Genomic DNA, 18,587 nt, shown 5'->3' with positions numbered 1-18,587 from the left:
CGAATTCCTTTTATGGGAAAGGGTAAAAACGATAAAACAGGGTTAAATTCTACACTATTCCGGTTTGCGGGCATACCCACCCGGTGGATATGGATACGCTAACGAGATTCTGTCGTATCATAGTTAAACCGAAGGTAACTGAATAACATCAATGCTTAAGACCACATTTCTTTTTTTCGTCACCGCGTTATGCGAAATCATTGGCTGCTTTTTACCCTGGCTTTGGCTAAAGCGAGGGGCTACAGCCTGGTTGCTGATACCCGCCGGGATGTCACTGGCTTTATTCGTCTGGTTGCTGACACTCCATCCGGCAGCCAGCGGGCGTGTATACGCAGCCTATGGCGGTGTTTACGTGGTGACCGCGCTGCTATGGCTACGCATTGTCGATGGTGTAAAACTCAGTTTGTATGACTGGTCTGGCGCGCTGGTGGCGTTGTGCGGCATGTTGATCATTGTGGCTGGATGGGGGCGCGTATAGCGCCTTTTTTGTGATCAAACAGAGTTTTTTTGATCTCTATACTTGTATGGTAGTAGCTCAGTTGGGTAAATTTCATGCATCACAAGAACAGATGTAGGGAATAAGAAATGAAGATTGTTGGGGCTGATGTTTTTGTTACCTGTCCTGGGCGTAATTTTGTGACGTTGAAAATTACGACAGAAGATGGGATCACCGGGCTGGGAGATGCCACGTTAAATGGACGCGAGCTGTCCGTGGCGTCGTATCTGAAAGATCACGTGTGTCCGCAGCTTATTGGTCGCGATGCGCATCGTATTGAGGATATCTGGCAATTTTTCTACAAAGGCGCGTACTGGCGTCGTGGGCCGGTCACCATGTCGGCGATTTCCGCAGTGGATATGGCATTGTGGGACATCAAAGCGAAAGCAGCCAATATGCCGTTGTACCAGTTACTCGGCGGTGCTTCTCGTGAAGGAGTTATGGTTTATTGCCACACCACTGGCCATACCGTTGATGACGTACTGGAAGATTATGCGCGTCATAAAGAAATGGGTTTTAAAGCGATTCGCGTGCAGTGTGGCGTACCGGGCATGAAAACCACTTACGGTATGTCTAAAGGCAAAGGACTGGCCTATGAACCTGCCACAAAAGGGCAATGGCCGGAAGAACAGTTATGGTCAACGGAGAAATATCTCGATTTCACACCAAAACTGTTTGAAGCCGTGCGCGATAAATTCGGTTTCAACGAACATCTTCTGCACGACATGCATCACCGTCTGACGCCAATTGAAGCGGCGCGTTTTGGCAAAAGCATTGAGCAATATCGTCTGTTCTGGATGGAAGACCCAACCCCTGCTGAAAACCAGGAGTGCTTCCGCCTGATCCGCCAGCATACCGTCACGCCGATTGCGGTAGGGGAAGTGTTCAATAGCATCTGGGACTGCAAACAGCTGATCGAAGAACAATTGATCGACTATATCCGCACCACCATCACCCATGCGGGGGGTATCACCGGTATGCGCCGGATTGCTGATTTCGCGTCGCTGTATCAGGTACGTACCGGTTCACATGGACCTTCCGATCTATCGCCTGTGTGCATGGCCGCCGCGCTGCATTTTGATCTGTGGGTGCCGAACTTCGGCGTACAGGAATATATGGGCTATTCCGAGCAGATGCTGGAAGTGTTCCCACATAACTGGACCTTTGATAACGGCTATATGCACCCAGGAGACAAACCCGGCCTTGGGATCGAGTTTGACGAAAAACTGGCGGCGAAATATCCGTATGACCCTGCATATCTGCCTGTTGCTCGCCTGGAAGATGGCACGCTGTGGAACTGGTAAATATAAATTTTACGTACGAAAGATGTTGATTAACCCAATACCCTACAGAAGGTTAAACTTATGGTTAGTTCAGTCGATATTAAAAACAACGTAGATAATAAGCCCATTATTCGCCGAGTGGCTTCAGCATCCGCAATTGGTACTGCTGCTGAGTATTATGATTTTTTTGCATATGGCACAGCAGCTGTACTCTTTTTTGGCCATTTATTTTTCCCAAGTGATGATCCGTTAATTAGTACACTCGCGGCTTTTGCTACCTATGCTGTTGGTTTCCTCGCAAGACCATTAGGCGGAATTGTCTTTGGACATATTGGCGATAAAGTTGGACGCAAAAAAGCTCTGGTGATTACGATATTAATCGTTGGCTTAGGGACATTCTGTATTGGCTTGTTACCTACATACGAAAAAATAGGTGTATGGGCCCCAGCTTTACTTATTTTTATTCGTGTATTACAAGGCTTTGGTGTTGGAGGTGAACAAGCCGGTGCAGTACTGATGACTGCTGAATACTCTGAACCCAAGCATCGTGGTTTTTTCTCCAGTTGGGTTCAAATCGGCGCTCCGGTTGGCTTCCTTCTGCCTTTGGCACTCTTTGCGTTGTTGAATGCCACGCTTTCTCCAGAGGCAATGATGGATTATGGGTGGCGTATACCGTTCCTGTTAAGCCTGCTACTGGTTATTGTTGGGCTGTTTATCCGCTTAAAAATTGATGAGTCACCAGTCTTTGCTCAGATTAGGGAGACAAAAGCAGAAGAATCGCGACCATTAGTCGAAGTCATTCGTGATTTCCCTGGTATTGTTGTTAAGGGAGTGTGCGCTAAGCTTATTGAAGCTTGCACATTTGCTATGTTTACTGTGATTGTCCTTGCTTACGGTAAAGCAAATAATCTTGATGCAAATATCTTGATGGAGACAATGATTGTCGCAGTGATAATAGAAATTGTTGCCATACCTCTAATGGGATCGCTGTGTGACAGAATTGGGCGTAAACCCGTCTATATTATGGGTGCGCTTCTTCAGGTTGTTATGATTATTCCATTCTTCCTGGCAATTAATCAGGATAATTTCTGGCTAACACAGCTTGTGATGATTCTGGTTCTGAGTTTTGGACATAGTATGTGCTATGCGCCTCAGGCCTCTTATTTCCCGGAGCTTTTCCCTACGCACATTCGCTGTAGCGGTATTGCATTAATTTGGCAGTTAGGATCGCTGATAGGCAGTGGGATCCTGGGGCTGGTGGCTGTGAAGATTCTGCAGGTCACTGGTGGGCATTATTATGGACTGGCAACCTACGTGATTGTACTAGGCGTCATCTCAGTCATTGGTTTGCTAATGATGCCTGAAACCGCGCCGCAGAGACTAAAACGTGAATACCAGCAGTGGCAGAAACACTAATCTTCTTTGGCGGCAGTGTGCCGCCATATTCATCTTTCAGGTGGTATATAGCTTAGATATTGATGTCATACCAATCATAAAAAGCTTAATGCAAATCAAAACATACAACCATACAGGCGTTACTCTGGAACAGTCCTGATTTCATTTATAAGTAGGCCATACCATGCAAAACAAGCTCTTAGCGGCAAAGGCTGCACTTCCTGACTACGATCGTACAAAACTGGTTCCGCGTATTGTTCATCTGGGGTTTGGCGCGTTTCACCGCGCACATCAGGGGGTTTACGCTGACATTTTGGCTGCAGATCACGGCAGTGACTGGGGCTACTGCGAAGTGAATCTGATTGGCGGCGAGCAGCAGATTTTCGATCTGAAACAGCAAGATAATCTGTATACCGTTGCAGAGATGTCTGCTGATGCCTGGACTGCGAGAGTCGTGGGCGTGGTGAAAAATGCATTGCATGCACAGGTTGATGGTCTGGAAAGCGTACTGGCAGCGATGTGTGAACCACAGGTCGCGATCGTTTCCCTGACCATAACGGAGAAAGGATACTGCCATTCTCCGGCGACCGGTGAACTGATGTTAGACAATCCAATGATTGCCGCCGATCTGCAAAACCCAAAACAGCCAAAAACTGCGCCAGGCGTAGTGGTTGAGGCTTTGGCACGCCGCAAAGCGGCAGGTTTAGCCGCCTTTACTGTGATGTCCTGCGACAACATGCCTGAAAACGGTCATGTAATGCGTAATGTTGTCACCGCGTATGCCAGAGCGGTGGATGAAGAACTGGCTGCGTGGATCGAACAACATGTGACGTTCCCGTCGACTATGGTTGACCGAATTGTCCCGGCAGTTACCCCAGAGACTCTGGACAAAATTGAACACATCACTGGCGTACGCGACCCGGCAGGTGTGGCATGTGAGCCTTTCCGTCAGTGGGTTATCGAAGATAACTTTGTTTCCGGTCGTCCTGAATGGGAGAAGGCAGGAGCGGAGCTGGTAGCAGATGTCATTCCGTTTGAAGAGATGAAACTGCGTATGCTCAACGGCAGCCACTCTTTCCTGGCTTATCTTGGTTATCTGGCCGGTTATCAACACATTAATGATTGTATGGACGATGAAAGCTATCGTCTTGCAGCTCGTGCGCTGATGTTGCAGGAACAAGCACCCACGCTGAAAGTAAAAGGTGTAGATCTACAGCGTTATGCCGATCTGTTAATTGAGCGTTACAGCAACCCGGCACTGCGTCATCGTACCTGGCAGATTGCTATGGACGGAAGCCAAAAATTGCCGCAGCGTATGCTTGATTCCGTTCGTTGGCACATTGTAAACGGCAGTCACTTTGATTTACTGGCGCTGGGCGTGGCGGGCTGGATGCGCTACGTCGGCGGTGTGGATGAGCAGGGCCAGGCGATTGAAATTAGCGATCCGCTGTTGCCCGTGATCCAGAATGCGGTGCGTAGCAGTAACGAGGGCGAAGAGCGCGTTCGGGCGCTGCTGGCGATCGATGCTATCTTTGGTCGTGAACTGCCGCAGGTTGAATTGTTCAAAAACCAGGTTACACAAGCATATCTTGCTTTACTGGCTGAAGGGGCGAAGGCGACGGTTGCGAAGTATGCAGCAAAACTGAAGTAACGAAGATTATGTTTTATTTCGCCATCTGGCTTTCAACGGGCCAGATGGCGCTGTGTTTTCTGGCATTCACACCAATTAGTTCATGCCTAAACGAATCAGCTCGAGGGGGGCATATTTGCCTTCACACCCTTCGATTTCCACTGTTTTTCCGCGGCGAATCTGCTCAGCGGTCAGGCCATCGGTATCTATCGCTGTAATGCGGCCTGTGAGCCCGGTGTCGCTGATCATGACGCGGCTGCCAGTGGTGATTGCGTTACGGTTACGATCGTATGTTTTCATGGTGTTTTCTCCTTTCCAACTTACCGTCAAAGCCCGTGGGCTTTTAGTCCCACGTAACGGGCGCAATATAAATACGCTTCTCGTTAAGGATTTTTTTTGTTTTCGATCAAAATCACAGCTTTTTTTATGCAGTTATGCAGGCGAGGGGAAAACGCAGGAGAAACTCACCCCGGTGTGAGGCGAGCGTAGTATTAATCTTCGCTGAACCAGTCGCTATTTTCCTGACGAATAAGCTGAACGGACTCACCAATTTCCTGGAGATGGAGCATCATTGCGTGCTCGACCGCATCGCCATCATGCTTCTCAAGGGCGGCAAAGATATCGTGATGCTGGCGTAACAGCATTTCAGGTGGGGAAATATGATCCAGGCTCATATAACGAACGCGGTCAATTGTAGCCTTTATATTCTCAACGGTATCCCAGGCGAGTTGGCACTCGGCGATTAAAGCCAGTTTCTGATGAAACTCATCATCAAGCTGGAAGAAATCATTGATCTGTTTTCGGTCAATTGCGATGCGCTGCTGATGCAAATTTTGTTCAAGCTGATAGCACTGTTGGTCGTTGATCAGCGATGCGGCGCGGCGTACCACGGCACATTCAATCGCCTGGCGGACAAAACAACCATTTTGCACCTGCGACAGCGAAATTTTGTTCACATAGCTGCCACGCTGTGGGCGGATCTGAATCAGACCGTTTTCTGCCAGTTTGATGAATGCTTCTCGTACCGGCTGGCGTGACACATTAAAGCGTACGGAAACCTCTTTCTCAGACAGCGGTGTACCGGGTGCTATCAGACAATGCACGATATCACGGCGAAGAATACGGTAAATCTGTTGATTTACTGGCTGTGTAGGGTTGAGCTGCGTTTCTACGGTCATTCATTCTTACTTTTTAGAGAGTTAACCCGGATATTTTATCACTTCTTTCAGGCTATCTATACCCGGCGCAAGGCCGGGCAGATAAATTAGCTCCGATGAATACTCAGCCCGGCAAAAGACTGTGTGACAGGCATCATTTCAAGGGTGTTGATATTGACATGAGCCGGTAAAGAAGCCACCCACCATACCGCTTCTGTGACATCTTGCGGGGTCAGCGCCGTGGTATTTTCGTAGGTTTTTTCAGCTTTGGCATCATCACCTTTGAAACGGACATTAGAGAATTCCGTACCGCCAACCAGACCCGGTTCGATGTCGGTAACGCGAATGGCAGTGCCGTGTAAATCAGTACGTAAATTCAGGCTAAACTGGCGAACAAATGCTTTGGTCGCACCGTAGACGTTACCGCCAGCGTATGGCCAACTGCCTGCTGTAGAACCGATATTGATAATATGACCGCGGTTGCGTTCAACCATGCCTGGCAGAACGGCACGGGTCATATAAACCAGCCCCTTGTTGTTGGTGTCGATCATATTTTCCCAGTCTTCAACGCTGGCCTTATGGGCAGGCTCAAGGCCCAGCGCCAGACCTGCGTTGTTGACCAGAACATCAATATTGCGCCATTCAGCAGGGAGGGCGTCCAGCATCTCTTCAATTGATGCACGATTACGTACGTCCAGTTGCGCGGTATAGAGGCGGTCACCCAATTCCTCTTTCAGTTCCTGCAGGCGCTCCTGGCGGCGTCCGGTGGCAATAACTTTATGCCCATTCTCAATAAAACGACGCGTAATGCACTCACCAAAACCTGCGGTTGCTCCGGTTACTAAAACGATCATCTCACTGTTCCTCAACGCTTTTTATGTAGTACTACCATAGCACGTCATTTCCGTTCAGAGCTATTCCTGCGTAACGCGATTGCGGTTGATTCCTGGGAAGTCTACTCTGGTAAACAAATCGTTTTCAGGAGTGAAAGATGTCGTTAACGAATCCTTTTTTACGTCACAGCACGTTGCCGTACCAGGCCCCGCAGTTTGATCAGATAGAGGTGCAGCACTATCGCCCGGCGTTCGATGAAGGCGTGCGGCAAAAACGTGCAGAGATCGAGGCGATTGTGCAAAACCCGCAAGCCCCTGATTTTGCCAATACGTTGCTGGCGCTTGAACAAAGCAGCGCTTTGCTGACACGCGTAACCAGCGTTTTCTTCGCGATGACGGCGGCGCACACCAACGATGAACTACAGCACCTTGACGAAGAGTTTTCCGCAGAACTGGCGAGCCTTGCCAATGATATCTATCTCAATGAAGCACTCTTCTCGCGCGTTGACGCTGTCTGGCAACGGAGAGGTTCTCTGAGGCTGGAAAGTGAATCATTACACTTGCTGGAGGTCATCCACCAGCGTTTTGTACTGGCCGGCGCATGTCTGAATGAGACTGATAAAGCGAACCTTAAAGCGCTCAATACAGAGTCCGCCACGCTGACCAGCCAGTTTAACCAACGGCTGCTGGCAGCGAACAAGTCCGGTGCTCTGGTGGTGGATGAAGCACGTTATCTGGAGGGACTCAGCGCTGAGGAAATTGCCGTTGCCGCTGAAGCTGCAAGGGAGAAAGGGCTCGACGCGCGTTGGGTTATCCCGCTATTGAACACGACTCAGCAACCGGCGCTTGCGGCGTTACGCGATCGCCATACCCGTGAAAGTCTGTTCACCCGCGCATGGAAGAGAGCAGAAAACAATGACGCTAACGATACTCGGGCTATTATTCAGCGACTGGTCGAGATCCGGATGCAGCAGGCGAAACTACTCGGTTTTGCCAATTACGCTGCATGGAAAATTGCCGACCAGATGGCAAAAACACCGGAAGCTGCACTGACTTTCATGCGGGCGATTGTTCCTGCCGCGCGAGCTCGGGCACTAGATGAACAGGCCGAAATCCAGAATGTTATCAATCACGAACAGGGGCAATTTAACGTCGAGGCCTGGGACTGGGCATTTTATGCTGAGCAGGTTCGTCGTGAGAAATATGCTCTGGATGAGGCGCAGCTCAAACCTTACTTTGCCCTTGATACGGTGCTGAACGAAGGCGTTTTCTGGACGGCAAATCAACTCTTTGGCATAAAATTTATAGAACGGTTCGATATTCCTGTTTATCACCCGGATGTTAGGGTATGGGAAATATTTGATCACGATGGCGTAGGTCTGGCGTTATTTTACGGTGATTTCTTTGCCCGGGAATCGAAAAGCGGTGGTGCCTGGATGGGCAATTTTGTTGAGCAATCGCAACTCAATGAAACCCGGCCGGTTATTTACAACGTGTGTAATTATCAAAAACCGGCAAAAGGTCAGCCTGCATTGTTATTGTGGGATGATGTTATTACGTTATTTCATGAGTTTGGGCACACGTTGCACGGTCTGTTCGCCACTCAGCGTTACGCCACGCTTTCAGGGACCAACACTCCGCGTGATTTTGTTGAATTTCCTTCGCAGATTAACGAACACTGGGCGAGTCATCCGCAGGTCTTCGCTCGTTTTGCTCGTCATGTTGTTACCGGGGAGCAAATGCCGCAGGCGTTGCGAGATAAAATGCAGCAGGCCAGCCTGTATAACAAAGGTTACGACATGACCGAACTGCTCAGTGCTGCATTGCTGGATATGCGCTGGCACGGTCTGGAAAATAGCGCGTTATCTCTTTCGGTCGATCAATTTGAACAGCAGGCGCTGGCAGCAGAAGGTTTGGATCTCAAGGCCGTGCCACCACGATATCGCAGCAGTTATTTTGCCCATATCTTCGGCGGCGGTTATGCCGCGGGTTATTACGCCTATCTGTGGACGCAAATGCTGGCCGATGACGGCTATCAGTGGTTTGTAGAGCAGGGCGGATTAACCCGTGAAAACGGGCAGAAATTCCGCGAAGCGATTTTGTCCCGCGGAAATAGCACTGATTTAGCTGAACTCTATCGGCAGTGGAGCGGACGCGATCCACGAATGGAGCCAATGCTGGAGCATCGAGGTTTGAGCGCGTAAGGTTTGTTCAGATAGTGAGAAGAACCGGGTTTGATGCCCGGTTTTTGCGGGTTTAAATATCTGACTTTTTTTATTGCCTTTCCCTAATGGTATTGGTCCAGGCAGTCAGTTAATAATGTCAGGATACTATTTTTTACCTGATGCTGAAAATATTGCTACAGTACCGGTTACTTGCGTATTAACATGTTCGAAATGCGCTGACAGAATCTGTTTCAGTCCTTCTTCAGAATCATCTGAGTTCGAGAAAATACCTTTCTTATTGTAGATGCCCATGAGTTTTTTTCCGAAAGTGTTGTGTATAACACCATCGCCAAGAATAGTTGCGCCATACAGCGTACCCGTGTCTGTTAAAGCCCGTGCGGCATTCTCTATCACACAGGCTTTTGCTGATATATTGCCAGGCAAGCAGTGCAGGAGATAAAACATGGAAATGGAATCAAACTCATTGTGCAAATCCGTAGGGTAAGATTCGAACACATCATGCTTAATTTTGCGCTGAATTTTCGCTTCCCCGATTCTTGATGCTGCAGCGTCCAGGCTGGCTTCATTCAAATCCATTAGCGATATTACACAGTCGTCAGGTGCGTGATAGAGGTAAAATCCTGTTCCAACGCCAATATCCAGATGTGATTTACTCAAATGCTGGAGAAAATGGGGAAGAAGGTGTTCCCTGGTCGGACACTTCCAGGCATATTGATTCGATACTCCTAGCACCCACCAGTCATAAAGTTTTAGCGTCATTGGTGTGTAAATTTTAGCGCCATCATCAGTTATTTTATTCATTAGTTTCTGTCTGTTATTGTTTTGATTGGGGATTAAATCAATTATTACGATAAATGGCAAGTGCTATAACGCCATTGATTTCTATAACTAAATTTACATAAATTTTCTTTTTTATGGTTAAAATTCCGGTTCTAAGTGTTCATTCAGGGAAGGAAACCGTGATGATGAAAAACACAGCGGAAATAGATGCAATCATAAATGAGTTGAACAACTCAATTGATGCCCACTACAAATGGCTGGTAAAAATTTTCCGCTGCGCTGTGTCCTCAGATGTTACTCATCCCGATATTACGGGTGACAACGCTCATTCTGTTTGTCGATTTGGGAAATGGATAAATGATCAATCGCTGAACAATGAGGATGGTAGTAGTTATGTGAGCAAGATTTATTCTGCTCATGAAAAAATGCATGTAATAGGAAAGGAGTTGCTATTGGCAATAGTGGAGAATCGTAGCCATCCATGGCATTTCGACAACTTCCAGGACGCGCTATTGGCATTTACGTCTGCTGTAATGGACTACAAGATATATTTATTGAATATCCGCAGTAATATCGATGTATTAACAGGTTTACCTGGCAGAAGAATGCTCGATGAGTCTTTTGAGCGGCAGTTGCTCGATGCCGAACCGCTTAATCTCTATATATTGTTGTTAGATATCGATCGTTTTAAATACGTTAACGATACCTACGGCCATTTGGTTGGTGACGTTGTATTGCGGGCTCTGGCATCAAATTTATTGTCATGGACGCGATATGATGAGGTGGCGTACCGCTACGGTGGAGAAGAGTTCATTATCATCATCAGAACAAAAACGGACGAGCAGGCATGCCAGGCGGGTTTGAGACTTTGTCGTTTGATTGGTCAGAAAAAAATTCCCTACTCTGATGGAGAGATCGCTATCACGGTAACGGCTGGCATAACCCGGGTTCAACCGGGTGAAACGCTGGATACCGCGCTTGGTCGGGCTGACAGGGCGATGTATCAGGGGAAACAGACCGGCAGAAATCGCTGTATGTTTATGGATGAAAATGAGCAGATCGCGTTGGTGGACACCAATGACGGGACCTCGTATCCCCTCAGTGCGTGAGTTTTCGAAAACGCTTTGAGGTAGTTGCGTTTCGTTTAACTTTCATTGGGGTTGTTGATGATAGGTTAGCTGACTATCCGTTATCTTCGCAGGGAATTGCCAGATAGCGTATAAAAGCAAAACACAAATCTATCCATGCAAGCATTTACCGCTGGTTTATCCGGCGGTTTTTTTTATCTGTAAATCAGGAAAAAGGTACCACGAGCGCGATTTGGGCAAAAAAATGGCCCCTTGTGCAGCTACGCAACAAGGGGCCGGGTCGGTGCAGGACTATCTCCGTTCATCAATCATCCCATCTGTGGCTAAAATACGCGGCCAGGAAACCGGAAAATAAAATAATTCCCAGAACAGCCATAAAAATATTCATATTACCCAGCATAGTAAATGCTCCTTTATCTGTGAGTTTCCTCTCTTACCTTAAGTTCACCTCGCTTATGACTATAGTAGCAATTCAATCTTAAACAAAGGCTGAACTGTGTGATTATTTCGGCTGAAAAGTAAATTTTTGACATGAGCACGTCGAATAAAATAAATAATAGTGACGAGACACATTTATCTGCGCACAAATAATCCTGTTTTTAAACCCTGAGACGCTGCTATGACAGTGTGCTGCTGACACAGATTGTTGCACGTTTATAATGCAGAGTTGTCTCATGGTGGTTCAATTTTTCCTTTGATTAACCCGTTTGGTGGGAAAATGTAATACTGATTTTTGTGCGCGAGATGCTAATTTATTGATTTTATATGATGTTTTAATATCTGGCATCGTTTTTGCCTTATCACTTCTGAACACCTTTAATTTGCACCGTTTTGTCTGCCCGGCTGCACCGGAGCTTTCAGCAAGTTTAATTTCAGGAGTGAAACTATGCAGCGTCGTACATTTTTAAAAGCTTTTGCACTTTCTGCCTCTGTTGTAGCAATGGGCGTGAGTTTTAGCGTTCAGGCAGCTGACACCATCAAGGTTGGCATCATGCATTCTTTATCCGGCACGATGGCCATATCCGAAACGCCGCTAAAAGATGTGGCGTTGATGACCATCGATGAAATTAATGCTCAGGGCGGGGTGTTGGGTAAAAAGCTGGAACCGGTGGTGGTTGACCCGGCCTCGAACTGGCCCTTATTTGCTGAAAAAGCAAGGCTGTTGCTGAGTCAGGATAAGGTAGCGGCAGTTTTTGGCTGCTGGACATCGGTTTCGCGTAAATCGGTTCTACCAGTATTTGAAGAATTGAACGGTCTGCTGTTTTACCCAGTGCAATATGAAGGTGAGGAGATGTCGCCTAACGTCTTCTATACCGGCGCAGCCCCCAACCAGCAGGCGATCCCTGCGGTTGAGTATCTGATGAGTGAGGACGGCGGCAGCGCGAAACGCTTCTTCCTGCTGGGCACGGATTATGTTTATCCACGCACGACCAACAAAATTTTACGCGCCTTTTTGCACTCAAAAGGAGTTGCCGATAAAGACATCGAAGAGGTGTACACCCCATTCGGACACAGCGATTACCAGACCATTGTCGCCAGTATTAAAAAATTCGCCGCAGGGGGAAAAACGGCGGTGGTATCAACCATCAACGGCGATTCTAACGTTCCATTCTATAAAGAGTTGGCCAACCAGGGCCTGAAAGCTACCGATGTTCCTGTGGTGGCATTCTCCGTGGGTGAGGAGGAGTTACGCGGTATTGATACCAAACCGCTGGTGGGCAACCTTGCAGCCTGGAACTACTTTGAGTCCGTCGATAACGCTGCCAACAAGAAGTTTGTCGCGGATTACCGGGCGTATGCCAAAGCGCACAAATTACCAAATGCTGAATCGGTGGTGACAAACGACCCCATGGAAGCTACGTATGTTGGCCTCCATATGTGGGCGCAGGCGGTAGAAAAAGCCGGAACGACCGATGTGGATAAAGTTCGCGCTGCAATGGCGGGGCAATCCTTCGCTGCGCCATCAGGCTTTACCCTGACCATGGATGCGACCAACCATCACCTGCATAAACCCGTCATGATTGGCGAGATTGAGGGCAATGGCCAGTTTAACGTGGTGTGGCAAACCGATGAGCCAGTCCGCGCCCAGCCGTGGAGCCCGTACATCGCTGGTAATGATAAAAAATCTGAACAGCCTGTGAAAACCGCCAGCAACTGATCGTGTGCCCTCCTGCGGGAGGGTAACGCTTTGGAGAACGCTCATGAAAGCTATGCGCTTTATTCGTGGTGTGTTGTTGCTGACGTGGTTTTTGCCGTGGATAGCGCAGGCATCAGATGCCGATACCTTTACAGCCGCAAATCGAACTCAGCAGGCCGCCTTGCTCGAACAGTGGTCGATCAATCCCGACATTCAGCGTTTGCCGATGCTCAACGCGTTGCGCGAGGAGCATCTGCTGACTGATAACGCGAAAAATACCTTCATCATGAACGGCTCGCACGCACAGCCGTTAGGAACAGCGACAACCCCAAACGGCGAGCTAAAAAAAATTCGCCTGACTAACCGCCTGCGCAATCTGGTTGCCGGAACGCAGGCCGTTCATCAGCTTTTAAGTGACAGTGTCACATTAAGGTTAGAGGCAGCTCGTACATTACAGCGTGAGGCACAGCCGGGTATGCTGCCGTTTTTACAGCAACGACTGGCTCAGGAGTCAAATGGTGATGTGAAATCCGCGCTGGCTATTGCACTGGCAAATCTGCAGCTGAACAGTTCCTCGCCGGAGGTCAGACGTCAGGCAATCGAACTATTAGGGGCGTCAAATGATCCTGAAACTCAGGCGCGCCTGCAACCATTCACCCGGGCTGAACATGAACCCGATACCCGCGTGCGTGCTGCCGCTGGCGAAAGCCTGAATTCCATCGCACATCGTATGAAGGTTGGGGACCTTCTTGGACAGGCCTTTATGGGGCTATCGCTGGGTTCTATTTTGCTGCTGGCGGCATTGGGTCTGGCTATAACCTATGGATTACTTGGCGTCATTAATATGGCGCATGGCGAGATGTTAATGCTCGGGGCTTACTGTACCTGGATGGTACAACAACTGATGAGCCAGTTTTTCCCGCAATGGCTAGCCTGGTATCCGGTTATTGCGCTGCCGGTTGCCTTTTTACTTACCGCGGCGGTGGGAATGCTGCTTGAGCGCGGGGTGATCCGCCATTTATACGGGCGTCCTCTCGAAACGCTGCTGGCGACCTGGGGGATCAGCCTGATGCTCATCCAGTTGGTGCGTATGTCCTTCGGCGCGCAAAACCTGGAAGTCGCCAATCCGGCATGGCTTTCAGGGGGGATTCAGGTTTATGCCAATCTGATTTTACCGTGGAACCGAATTGTGGTGCTTGGCTTTGCCATTCTGGTGCTGTTTTTCACCTGGCTGTTGTTGAATAAAACGCGTCTGGGGCTGCGCGTACGTGCCGTGACGCAAAATCGCAATATGGCGGCCTGCTGCGGCGTACCTACCGGACGCGTCGATATGCTGGCCTTTGGCCTTGGTTCAGGCATTGCCGGGCTGGGGGGCGTAGCGCTCTCGCAGTTGGGCAACGTAGGACCGGAATTGGGGCAAAGCTACATTATCGATTCGTTTCTGGTTGTGGTGCTGGGCGGCGTGGGACAACTCGCCGGGAGCGTGGCCGCGGCGTTTGGACTGGGGATCTTCAATAAAATTCTGGAGCCTCAGGTGGGGGCGGTTCTAGGCAAAATCATGATTCTGGTGCTGATTATTCTGTTTATTCAGAAACGTCCGCAGGGGTTGTTCGCGCTAAAAGGGAGGGTTATTGACTGATGACGATGCCAATGACATTAACGCTGGCGCGTAAAGCGCCACGCGCGACGCGCATCCTGGGGCTGGGGTTATTGCTGGCGTTGATTACTCTGCCGTTTCTTGCGCTGTTACCTGCGGACCATCCGCTGGCTATATCGGTGTGGACGCTAACGCTGGCCGGGAAAATTCTCTGTTATGCCATTGTCGCGGTCGCGCTGGATCTGGTGTGGGGCTATGCCGGCATGCTCTCGCTGGGACACGGTATTTTCTTTGCGCTGGGAGGGTATGCGATGGGAATGTACCTGATGCGCCAGGCCTCTGGCGAAGGATTACCGGCCTTCATGTCATTCCTGTCGTGGAGCGAGTTGCCGTGGTTTTGGTGGGGGACGCAACATTTTATCTGGGCGCTCCTGCTGGTCGTTCTGGTTCCTGGCCTGCTGGCGCTGGTATTCGGTTGGTTTGCCTTTCGGTCAAAAATCAAAGGGGTCTATTTCTCTATCATGACCCAGGCCCTGACTTTCGCAGGAATGCTGCTGTTTTTTCGCAACGAAACGGGTTTTGGGGGAAATAACGGTTTTACCGGCTTTACCACCATTCTGGGATTCCCGGTAACCGCCACCTCAACCCGTATCGCGCTGTTTCTGGCGACGGTCATGCTGCTGGTGCTGGCATTATGGCTGGGACTGGCGCTGGCCCGCAGTAAGTTCGGTCGTATTTTGACTGCCGTGCGGGATGCAGAGAACCGTCTGATGTTCTGTGGTTACGATCCGAAAGGTTTCAAGTTACTGGTGTGGACGCTTTCCGCTGTACTGTGCGGCCTGGCAGGGGCGCTGTATGTTCCGCAGGTGGGGATCATTAACCCCAGCGAAATGTCGCCGACCAACTCGATTGAAGCGGCGATTTGGGTTGCCCTCGGCGGACGTGGAACCCTGATCGGCCCGGTATTCGGCGCCGTGTTGGTGAACGGTGCGAAAAGCCTGTTTACGGTGATTATGCCGGAATACTGGCAGCTGTTTCTTGGCCTGATCTTTATTGGCGTTACGCTGTTTTTACCCCGAGGGGTAATTGGTCTGTTTCGCAAGGGAGACAAATAATGCAACCAGATGAAGGGCTATTTACTCGCCAGATGCCGGGGGATCGGTTTCGCAACCAGACTGATCCGGTGCTACAGCTGGAAAAAATTAACGTTAACTTCGATGGATTTCAGGCGCTAACCGATCTCACGCTCAATATTGGGGTTGGGGAACTGCGTTGCATCATCGGGCCCAACGGCGCCGGAAAAACGACGTTAATGGATGTCATTACCGGCAAAACCAGGCCGCAAAGTGGTCGTGCGATATACGATCAGTCGACCGACTTAACGACGCTGGATCCCATTGCCATTGCGCGTCAGGGGATTGGTCGGAAATTTCAAAAGCCCACGGTATTTGAAGCATTAACGGTGGAAGAGAACCTGGAGCTGGCGCTGAAAAATGATAAATCTGTCTGGGGTTCTCTACGGGCACGACTCTCAGGCGAACAACGGGATCGTATTGATGAAGTACTGGCGCTGTTGCGGCTGGGTAATGAGCGGGCCCGCCGCGCCGGTCTGCTTTCGCATGGGCAAAAACAGTTTCTCGAAATTGGCATGCTGCTGGTACAGGAGCCGCATTTACTGCTACTGGATGAACCCGCGGCGGGGATGACGGATGCGGAAACGGAATACACGGCGGAGCTGTTTCGCCAGCTTGCCGGTAAGCACTCTCTGATGGTTGTTGAGCACGATATGGGATTTGTCGAAACCATTGCCGATCGCGTCACAGTATTACATCAAGGACGTGTCCTGGCTCAGGGGAGTCTGCGTGAAGTGCAGGCCAACGAGCAGGTTATTGAAGTTTATCTCGGGCGTTAAGGAGTGCAGATGCTGCAGGTGAAAGAACTCAATCAATATTATGGCGGCAGTCATATTCTGCGCGGGGTGAACTTTGAAGCGCGTATCGGTGAGGTGACATGTCTGCTGGGGCGTAACGGCGTGGGGAAAACAACGCTACTTAAGTGTCTGATGGGGCTTATTCCGGCCCGCAGCGGAAGCGTGCTCTGGCAGGAGAAAAATGTCACTCACTGGAAGCCGCATCAGCGGGTCAGGGCCGGTGTGGCGTATGTCCCGCAGGGGCGTGATATTTTTCCTCGTTTGACGGTAGAAGAGAATCTGCTGCTCGGCCTTTCCCGTTTTTCAGCACCGGAGGCACGACATGTGCCGGATGATATTTACGCGCTCTTTCCGGTTTTACAGGAAATGAAGCATCGGCGGGGCGGAGATTTGTCCGGCGGGCAGCAGCAGCAACTGGCGATTGGACGAGCACTGGCAAGTCGCCCACAATTGTTGATCCTTGATGAGCCTACCGAGGGGATCCAGCCGTCGGTGATTAAAGAGATTGGTCAGGTGATTTCCCAACTGGCGCATCGCGGCGATATGGCCATTTTGCTGGTGGAGCAGTTCTATGATTTTGCCGAGCAGCTCGCCGACAAATACCTGTTGATGTCGCGGGGCAGCATTATTCAAAGCGGCGACGGTAAAAATATGGAGGCCGAGGGCGTTCGGGGACTGGTTGCTATCTGAGGTATGCGACAGAGCGACTGTGGCTCTGTCGCGAACATAATAACTAGCAGACCGCCGTCTGGCCCCAGGGTTTGGCGCGCATGCCTTTTATCATTAGCGCCCAGGCAAGAACGATCGCCACTATCAGCGCCACAAACAGCGACCATGGTGGCAATGTGGTTAAAATGACGCCGCTGACTAATGGGTTAACCGCTGCGCCAAGCCAGCCTAACGACTGGGCGGAAAAATAGCTGGCTTTCATACCTGCTGGTGCGATGTTGTCGATAAGCATGTATTCACCCGGTGCGTAAATGACTTCGCCGATAGTGAAAAAGGCAGCAGAAATTCCCCATAACAACAGACTGTTGCCGGAGAAAGCGAAACCGACCAGGCCAACGACAAAGAAGACTGTACCCATTGTCATTAACGGGCGGATATTCGTGGCGGTGAGCCTGCGACCAAGTGCGTATTGCAGTGATACTACGATGGCGGCGTTAACGGGCAGGACCACCGCGACGACTTTCTCGGCAAAATCGCCATCGGCGACCACCATAACGTATTGCGAAATACAGGATGCAAAGGCGCCGCCAACGAATGATGCCAAAAATGCTGACAGCGTAAACCAGAATAATGCTCTGTCGCGCAGCAGTACTGAAGGGGACCAAACAGCGGCATTTACACCTTCTGCGGTTGCCGGTGAACGTTTTACCCACGTCTGGATAAACACCAGAGGTAGCGCAGAACAGGCGGCAGCCAGCCAGAACGGCAGGTTAATGCTTTGCATAACCAGCAGCGTGCCCAGCGGCGGACCAACGGTCCAGCCGATGTTCAGCACGGTATAGTTAAGTGAGAAAATTTTCGTTTTGTTGGTCGCAGACAAGTTATCGGCAAACCAGGCTTTCAGCACCGTGGCGAAGACGGAGTAGGCGCAGTTGATCAGGGCAAAGAGCAAAACCACTATCACGACGTTATGCACCAGCGGAATAGCAATAAAGCCGGAGGCAAAGCCGCAGATAGCCAGCAACATATAGCGTTTTTTATCGAACTTGTCGGCCAGAATACCAAAGCCAAGGCTGAAGACGACGCCTATGGTCAGTGCAACCGTCATCGCATAACCGATCAGGTCGACGCTCAGTTGATACTGTCGACTGAGGTAAATCGTCATAAATGGCAGCGTGGCGCCACGACCAATGGTTAATAACAAAGATGACGCGAGTAACGCGAGAGTGGACCTTCTCAGAGAGATATTCATTTTCCTGCCCGACAATGCATGTTGTTATGTTTTTTTTAGATATCAGAAACAAATAGCATGCTAAAAGTGTGATGTACACCCAATAAGTTGTCCGAAAATGCCCTGTGTAGCCTACCTGAATTAATGATCTGTTACGGTACAACGATTTCCGTTA

Annotated in this window: 17 protein-coding genes; 11 read left to right on the top strand and 6 right to left on the bottom strand. The window is 49.7% G+C overall.

The window, feature by feature from the left end; all coding sequences use genetic code 11:
- Nucleotides 1-151 precede the first annotated feature (151 nt).
- The 4 genes from OGV98_RS09710 to OGV98_RS09695 all read left to right on the top strand — a co-directional run bounded on the left by OGV98_RS09710 (nucleotide 152) and on the right by OGV98_RS09695 (nucleotide 4,825).
- On the top strand, nucleotides 152-478 hold the full coding sequence (locus tag OGV98_RS09710) for a YnfA family protein (RefSeq protein ID WP_060855336.1): 327 nt from the start codon (nucleotides 152-154) through the stop codon (nucleotides 476-478).
- Between the two features lie 107 nt (nucleotides 479-585).
- Nucleotides 586-1,800 (top strand): starvation-sensing protein RspA, encoded by a 1,215-nt coding sequence (gene rspA, locus OGV98_RS09705; RefSeq protein WP_003032386.1) that lies wholly within the window; start codon nucleotides 586-588, stop codon nucleotides 1,798-1,800.
- Nucleotides 1,801-1,860: 60 nt separating this feature from the next.
- Nucleotides 1,861-3,195, top strand: coding sequence for an MFS transporter (locus tag OGV98_RS09700; RefSeq protein WP_003836325.1), 1,335 nt, complete (start codon nucleotides 1,861-1,863; stop codon nucleotides 3,193-3,195).
- Between the two features lie 163 nt (nucleotides 3,196-3,358).
- The gene (locus tag OGV98_RS09695; RefSeq protein ID WP_200024669.1) at nucleotides 3,359-4,825 is read left to right on the top strand and encodes a mannitol dehydrogenase family protein; all 1,467 of its coding nucleotides are present in this window, start codon (nucleotides 3,359-3,361) and stop codon (nucleotides 4,823-4,825) included.
- A 75-nt stretch (nucleotides 4,826-4,900) separates the two neighbouring features.
- Here the strand turns inward: OGV98_RS09695 and ydfZ are convergent, their stop codons facing one another.
- The 3 genes from ydfZ to ydfG form a co-directional block, all read right to left on the bottom strand.
- Complete coding sequence (ydfZ, locus tag OGV98_RS09690) at nucleotides 4,901-5,104, bottom strand: putative selenium delivery protein YdfZ (protein ID WP_003032393.1); 204 nt, start codon at nucleotides 5,102-5,104, stop codon at nucleotides 4,901-4,903.
- Nucleotides 5,105-5,295: 191 nt separating this feature from the next.
- Nucleotides 5,296-5,982 (bottom strand): GntR family transcriptional regulator, encoded by a 687-nt coding sequence (locus tag OGV98_RS09685; RefSeq protein WP_121540057.1) that lies wholly within the window; start codon nucleotides 5,980-5,982, stop codon nucleotides 5,296-5,298.
- An 86-nt stretch (nucleotides 5,983-6,068) separates the two neighbouring features.
- Complete coding sequence (gene ydfG / locus OGV98_RS09680; RefSeq protein WP_202580467.1) at nucleotides 6,069-6,815, bottom strand: bifunctional NADP-dependent 3-hydroxy acid dehydrogenase/3-hydroxypropionate dehydrogenase YdfG; 747 nt, start codon at nucleotides 6,813-6,815, stop codon at nucleotides 6,069-6,071.
- 137 nt (nucleotides 6,816-6,952) lie between these two features.
- Here ydfG and dcp point away from each other — a divergent pair, with 137 nt between their 5' ends.
- Entirely contained in the window at nucleotides 6,953-8,998 is a 2,046-nt protein-coding gene (gene dcp, locus OGV98_RS09675) for a peptidyl-dipeptidase Dcp (protein ID WP_286551347.1), read from the top strand.
- A 126-nt stretch (nucleotides 8,999-9,124) separates the two neighbouring features.
- Here dcp and OGV98_RS09670 read toward each other — a convergent pair whose 3' ends face one another.
- On the bottom strand, nucleotides 9,125-9,781 hold the full coding sequence (locus tag OGV98_RS09670; RefSeq protein WP_202580465.1) for a class I SAM-dependent methyltransferase: 657 nt from the start codon (nucleotides 9,779-9,781) through the stop codon (nucleotides 9,125-9,127).
- Nucleotides 9,782-9,942: 161 nt separating this feature from the next.
- Here OGV98_RS09670 and OGV98_RS09665 point away from each other — a divergent pair, with 161 nt between their 5' ends.
- A complete protein-coding gene (locus OGV98_RS09665) occupies nucleotides 9,943-10,869 on the top strand; it encodes a diguanylate cyclase (protein ID WP_202580464.1) in 927 nt (308 codons plus the stop codon).
- A gap of 283 nt (nucleotides 10,870-11,152) precedes the next feature.
- On the opposite strand, the gene mgtS is transcribed toward OGV98_RS09665, so the two are convergent.
- The gene (gene mgtS / locus OGV98_RS09660) at nucleotides 11,153-11,248 is read right to left on the bottom strand and encodes a protein MgtS (protein ID WP_003032406.1); all 96 of its coding nucleotides are present in this window, start codon (nucleotides 11,246-11,248) and stop codon (nucleotides 11,153-11,155) included.
- A gap of 486 nt (nucleotides 11,249-11,734) precedes the next feature.
- Between mgtS and urtA the strand changes: the two genes are divergently transcribed.
- The 5 genes from urtA to urtE are packed head-to-tail and all read left to right on the top strand — an operon-like array spanning nucleotide 11,735 to nucleotide 17,202.
- A complete protein-coding gene (gene urtA, locus OGV98_RS09655) occupies nucleotides 11,735-13,006 on the top strand; it encodes an urea ABC transporter substrate-binding protein (protein ID WP_279278947.1) in 1,272 nt (423 codons plus the stop codon).
- Nucleotides 13,007-13,049: 43 nt separating this feature from the next.
- Nucleotides 13,050-14,624, top strand: a complete 1,575-nt coding sequence (urtB, locus tag OGV98_RS09650) for an urea ABC transporter permease subunit UrtB (RefSeq protein WP_044712395.1) — start codon at nucleotides 13,050-13,052, stop codon at nucleotides 14,622-14,624.
- The gene (urtC, locus tag OGV98_RS09645) at nucleotides 14,624-15,697 is read left to right on the top strand and encodes an urea ABC transporter permease subunit UrtC (RefSeq protein ID WP_016150227.1); all 1,074 of its coding nucleotides are present in this window, start codon (nucleotides 14,624-14,626) and stop codon (nucleotides 15,695-15,697) included. Before urtB ends, urtC begins: the two co-directional genes overlap by 1 nt.
- Nucleotides 15,697-16,494: an urea ABC transporter ATP-binding protein UrtD gene (gene urtD / locus OGV98_RS09640; protein WP_032935768.1), complete on the top strand. Its 798-nt coding sequence runs from the start codon at nucleotides 15,697-15,699 to the stop codon at nucleotides 16,492-16,494. The genes urtC and urtD overlap by 1 nt, the downstream gene beginning before the upstream one ends.
- A 9-nt stretch (nucleotides 16,495-16,503) precedes the next feature.
- Nucleotides 16,504-17,202, top strand: coding sequence for an urea ABC transporter ATP-binding subunit UrtE (gene urtE, locus OGV98_RS09635; RefSeq protein ID WP_003032416.1), 699 nt, complete (start codon nucleotides 16,504-16,506; stop codon nucleotides 17,200-17,202).
- A 43-nt stretch (nucleotides 17,203-17,245) separates the two neighbouring features.
- Here the strand turns inward: urtE and ydeE are convergent, their stop codons facing one another.
- Nucleotides 17,246-18,433: an efflux MFS transporter YdeE gene (ydeE, locus tag OGV98_RS09630; protein WP_003843627.1), complete on the bottom strand. Its 1,188-nt coding sequence runs from the start codon at nucleotides 18,431-18,433 to the stop codon at nucleotides 17,246-17,248.
- Nucleotides 18,434-18,587 lie beyond the last annotated feature (154 nt).

This window comes from Citrobacter sp. Cf136, assembly GCF_030333815.1.
Taxonomy (GTDB): domain Bacteria; phylum Pseudomonadota; class Gammaproteobacteria; order Enterobacterales; family Enterobacteriaceae; genus Citrobacter; species Citrobacter freundii.
Note: the sequence above shows the minus strand (reverse complement) of the source record. Positions and strands in the feature narration are given on the sequence as shown.

Excerpts from the sequence above, each read along its gene's own strand:
- urtC (WP_016150227.1), top strand. The coding sequence starts at position 14,624 with ATGACGATGCCAATGACATTAACGCTGGCGCGTAAAGCGCCACGCGCG.
- OGV98_RS09685 (WP_121540057.1), bottom strand. The coding sequence starts at position 5,982 with ATGACCGTAGAAACGCAGCTCAACCCTACACAGCCAGTAAATCAACAG.
- dcp (WP_286551347.1), top strand. The coding sequence starts at position 6,953 with ATGTCGTTAACGAATCCTTTTTTACGTCACAGCACGTTGCCGTACCAG.
- urtD (WP_032935768.1), top strand. The coding sequence starts at position 15,697 with ATGCAACCAGATGAAGGGCTATTTACTCGCCAGATGCCGGGGGATCGG.
- urtE (WP_003032416.1), top strand. The coding sequence starts at position 16,504 with ATGCTGCAGGTGAAAGAACTCAATCAATATTATGGCGGCAGTCATATT.
- ydfZ (WP_003032393.1), bottom strand. The coding sequence starts at position 5,104 with ATGAAAACATACGATCGTAACCGTAACGCAATCACCACTGGCAGCCGC.
- rspA (WP_003032386.1), top strand. The coding sequence starts at position 586 with ATGAAGATTGTTGGGGCTGATGTTTTTGTTACCTGTCCTGGGCGTAAT.
- ydeE (WP_003843627.1), bottom strand. The coding sequence starts at position 18,433 with ATGAATATCTCTCTGAGAAGGTCCACTCTCGCGTTACTCGCGTCATCT.
- OGV98_RS09710 (WP_060855336.1), top strand. The coding sequence starts at position 152 with ATGCTTAAGACCACATTTCTTTTTTTCGTCACCGCGTTATGCGAAATC.
- OGV98_RS09700 (WP_003836325.1), top strand. The coding sequence starts at position 1,861 with ATGGTTAGTTCAGTCGATATTAAAAACAACGTAGATAATAAGCCCATT.
- mgtS (WP_003032406.1), bottom strand. The coding sequence starts at position 11,248 with ATGCTGGGTAATATGAATATTTTTATGGCTGTTCTGGGAATTATTTTA.
- urtB (WP_044712395.1), top strand. The coding sequence starts at position 13,050 with ATGAAAGCTATGCGCTTTATTCGTGGTGTGTTGTTGCTGACGTGGTTT.
- urtA (WP_279278947.1), top strand. The coding sequence starts at position 11,735 with ATGCAGCGTCGTACATTTTTAAAAGCTTTTGCACTTTCTGCCTCTGTT.
- ydfG (WP_202580467.1), bottom strand. The coding sequence starts at position 6,815 with ATGATCGTTTTAGTAACCGGAGCAACCGCAGGTTTTGGTGAGTGCATT.
- OGV98_RS09670 (WP_202580465.1), bottom strand. The coding sequence starts at position 9,781 with ATGAATAAAATAACTGATGATGGCGCTAAAATTTACACACCAATGACG.
- OGV98_RS09665 (WP_202580464.1), top strand. The coding sequence starts at position 9,943 with ATGATGAAAAACACAGCGGAAATAGATGCAATCATAAATGAGTTGAAC.
- OGV98_RS09695 (WP_200024669.1), top strand. The coding sequence starts at position 3,359 with ATGCAAAACAAGCTCTTAGCGGCAAAGGCTGCACTTCCTGACTACGAT.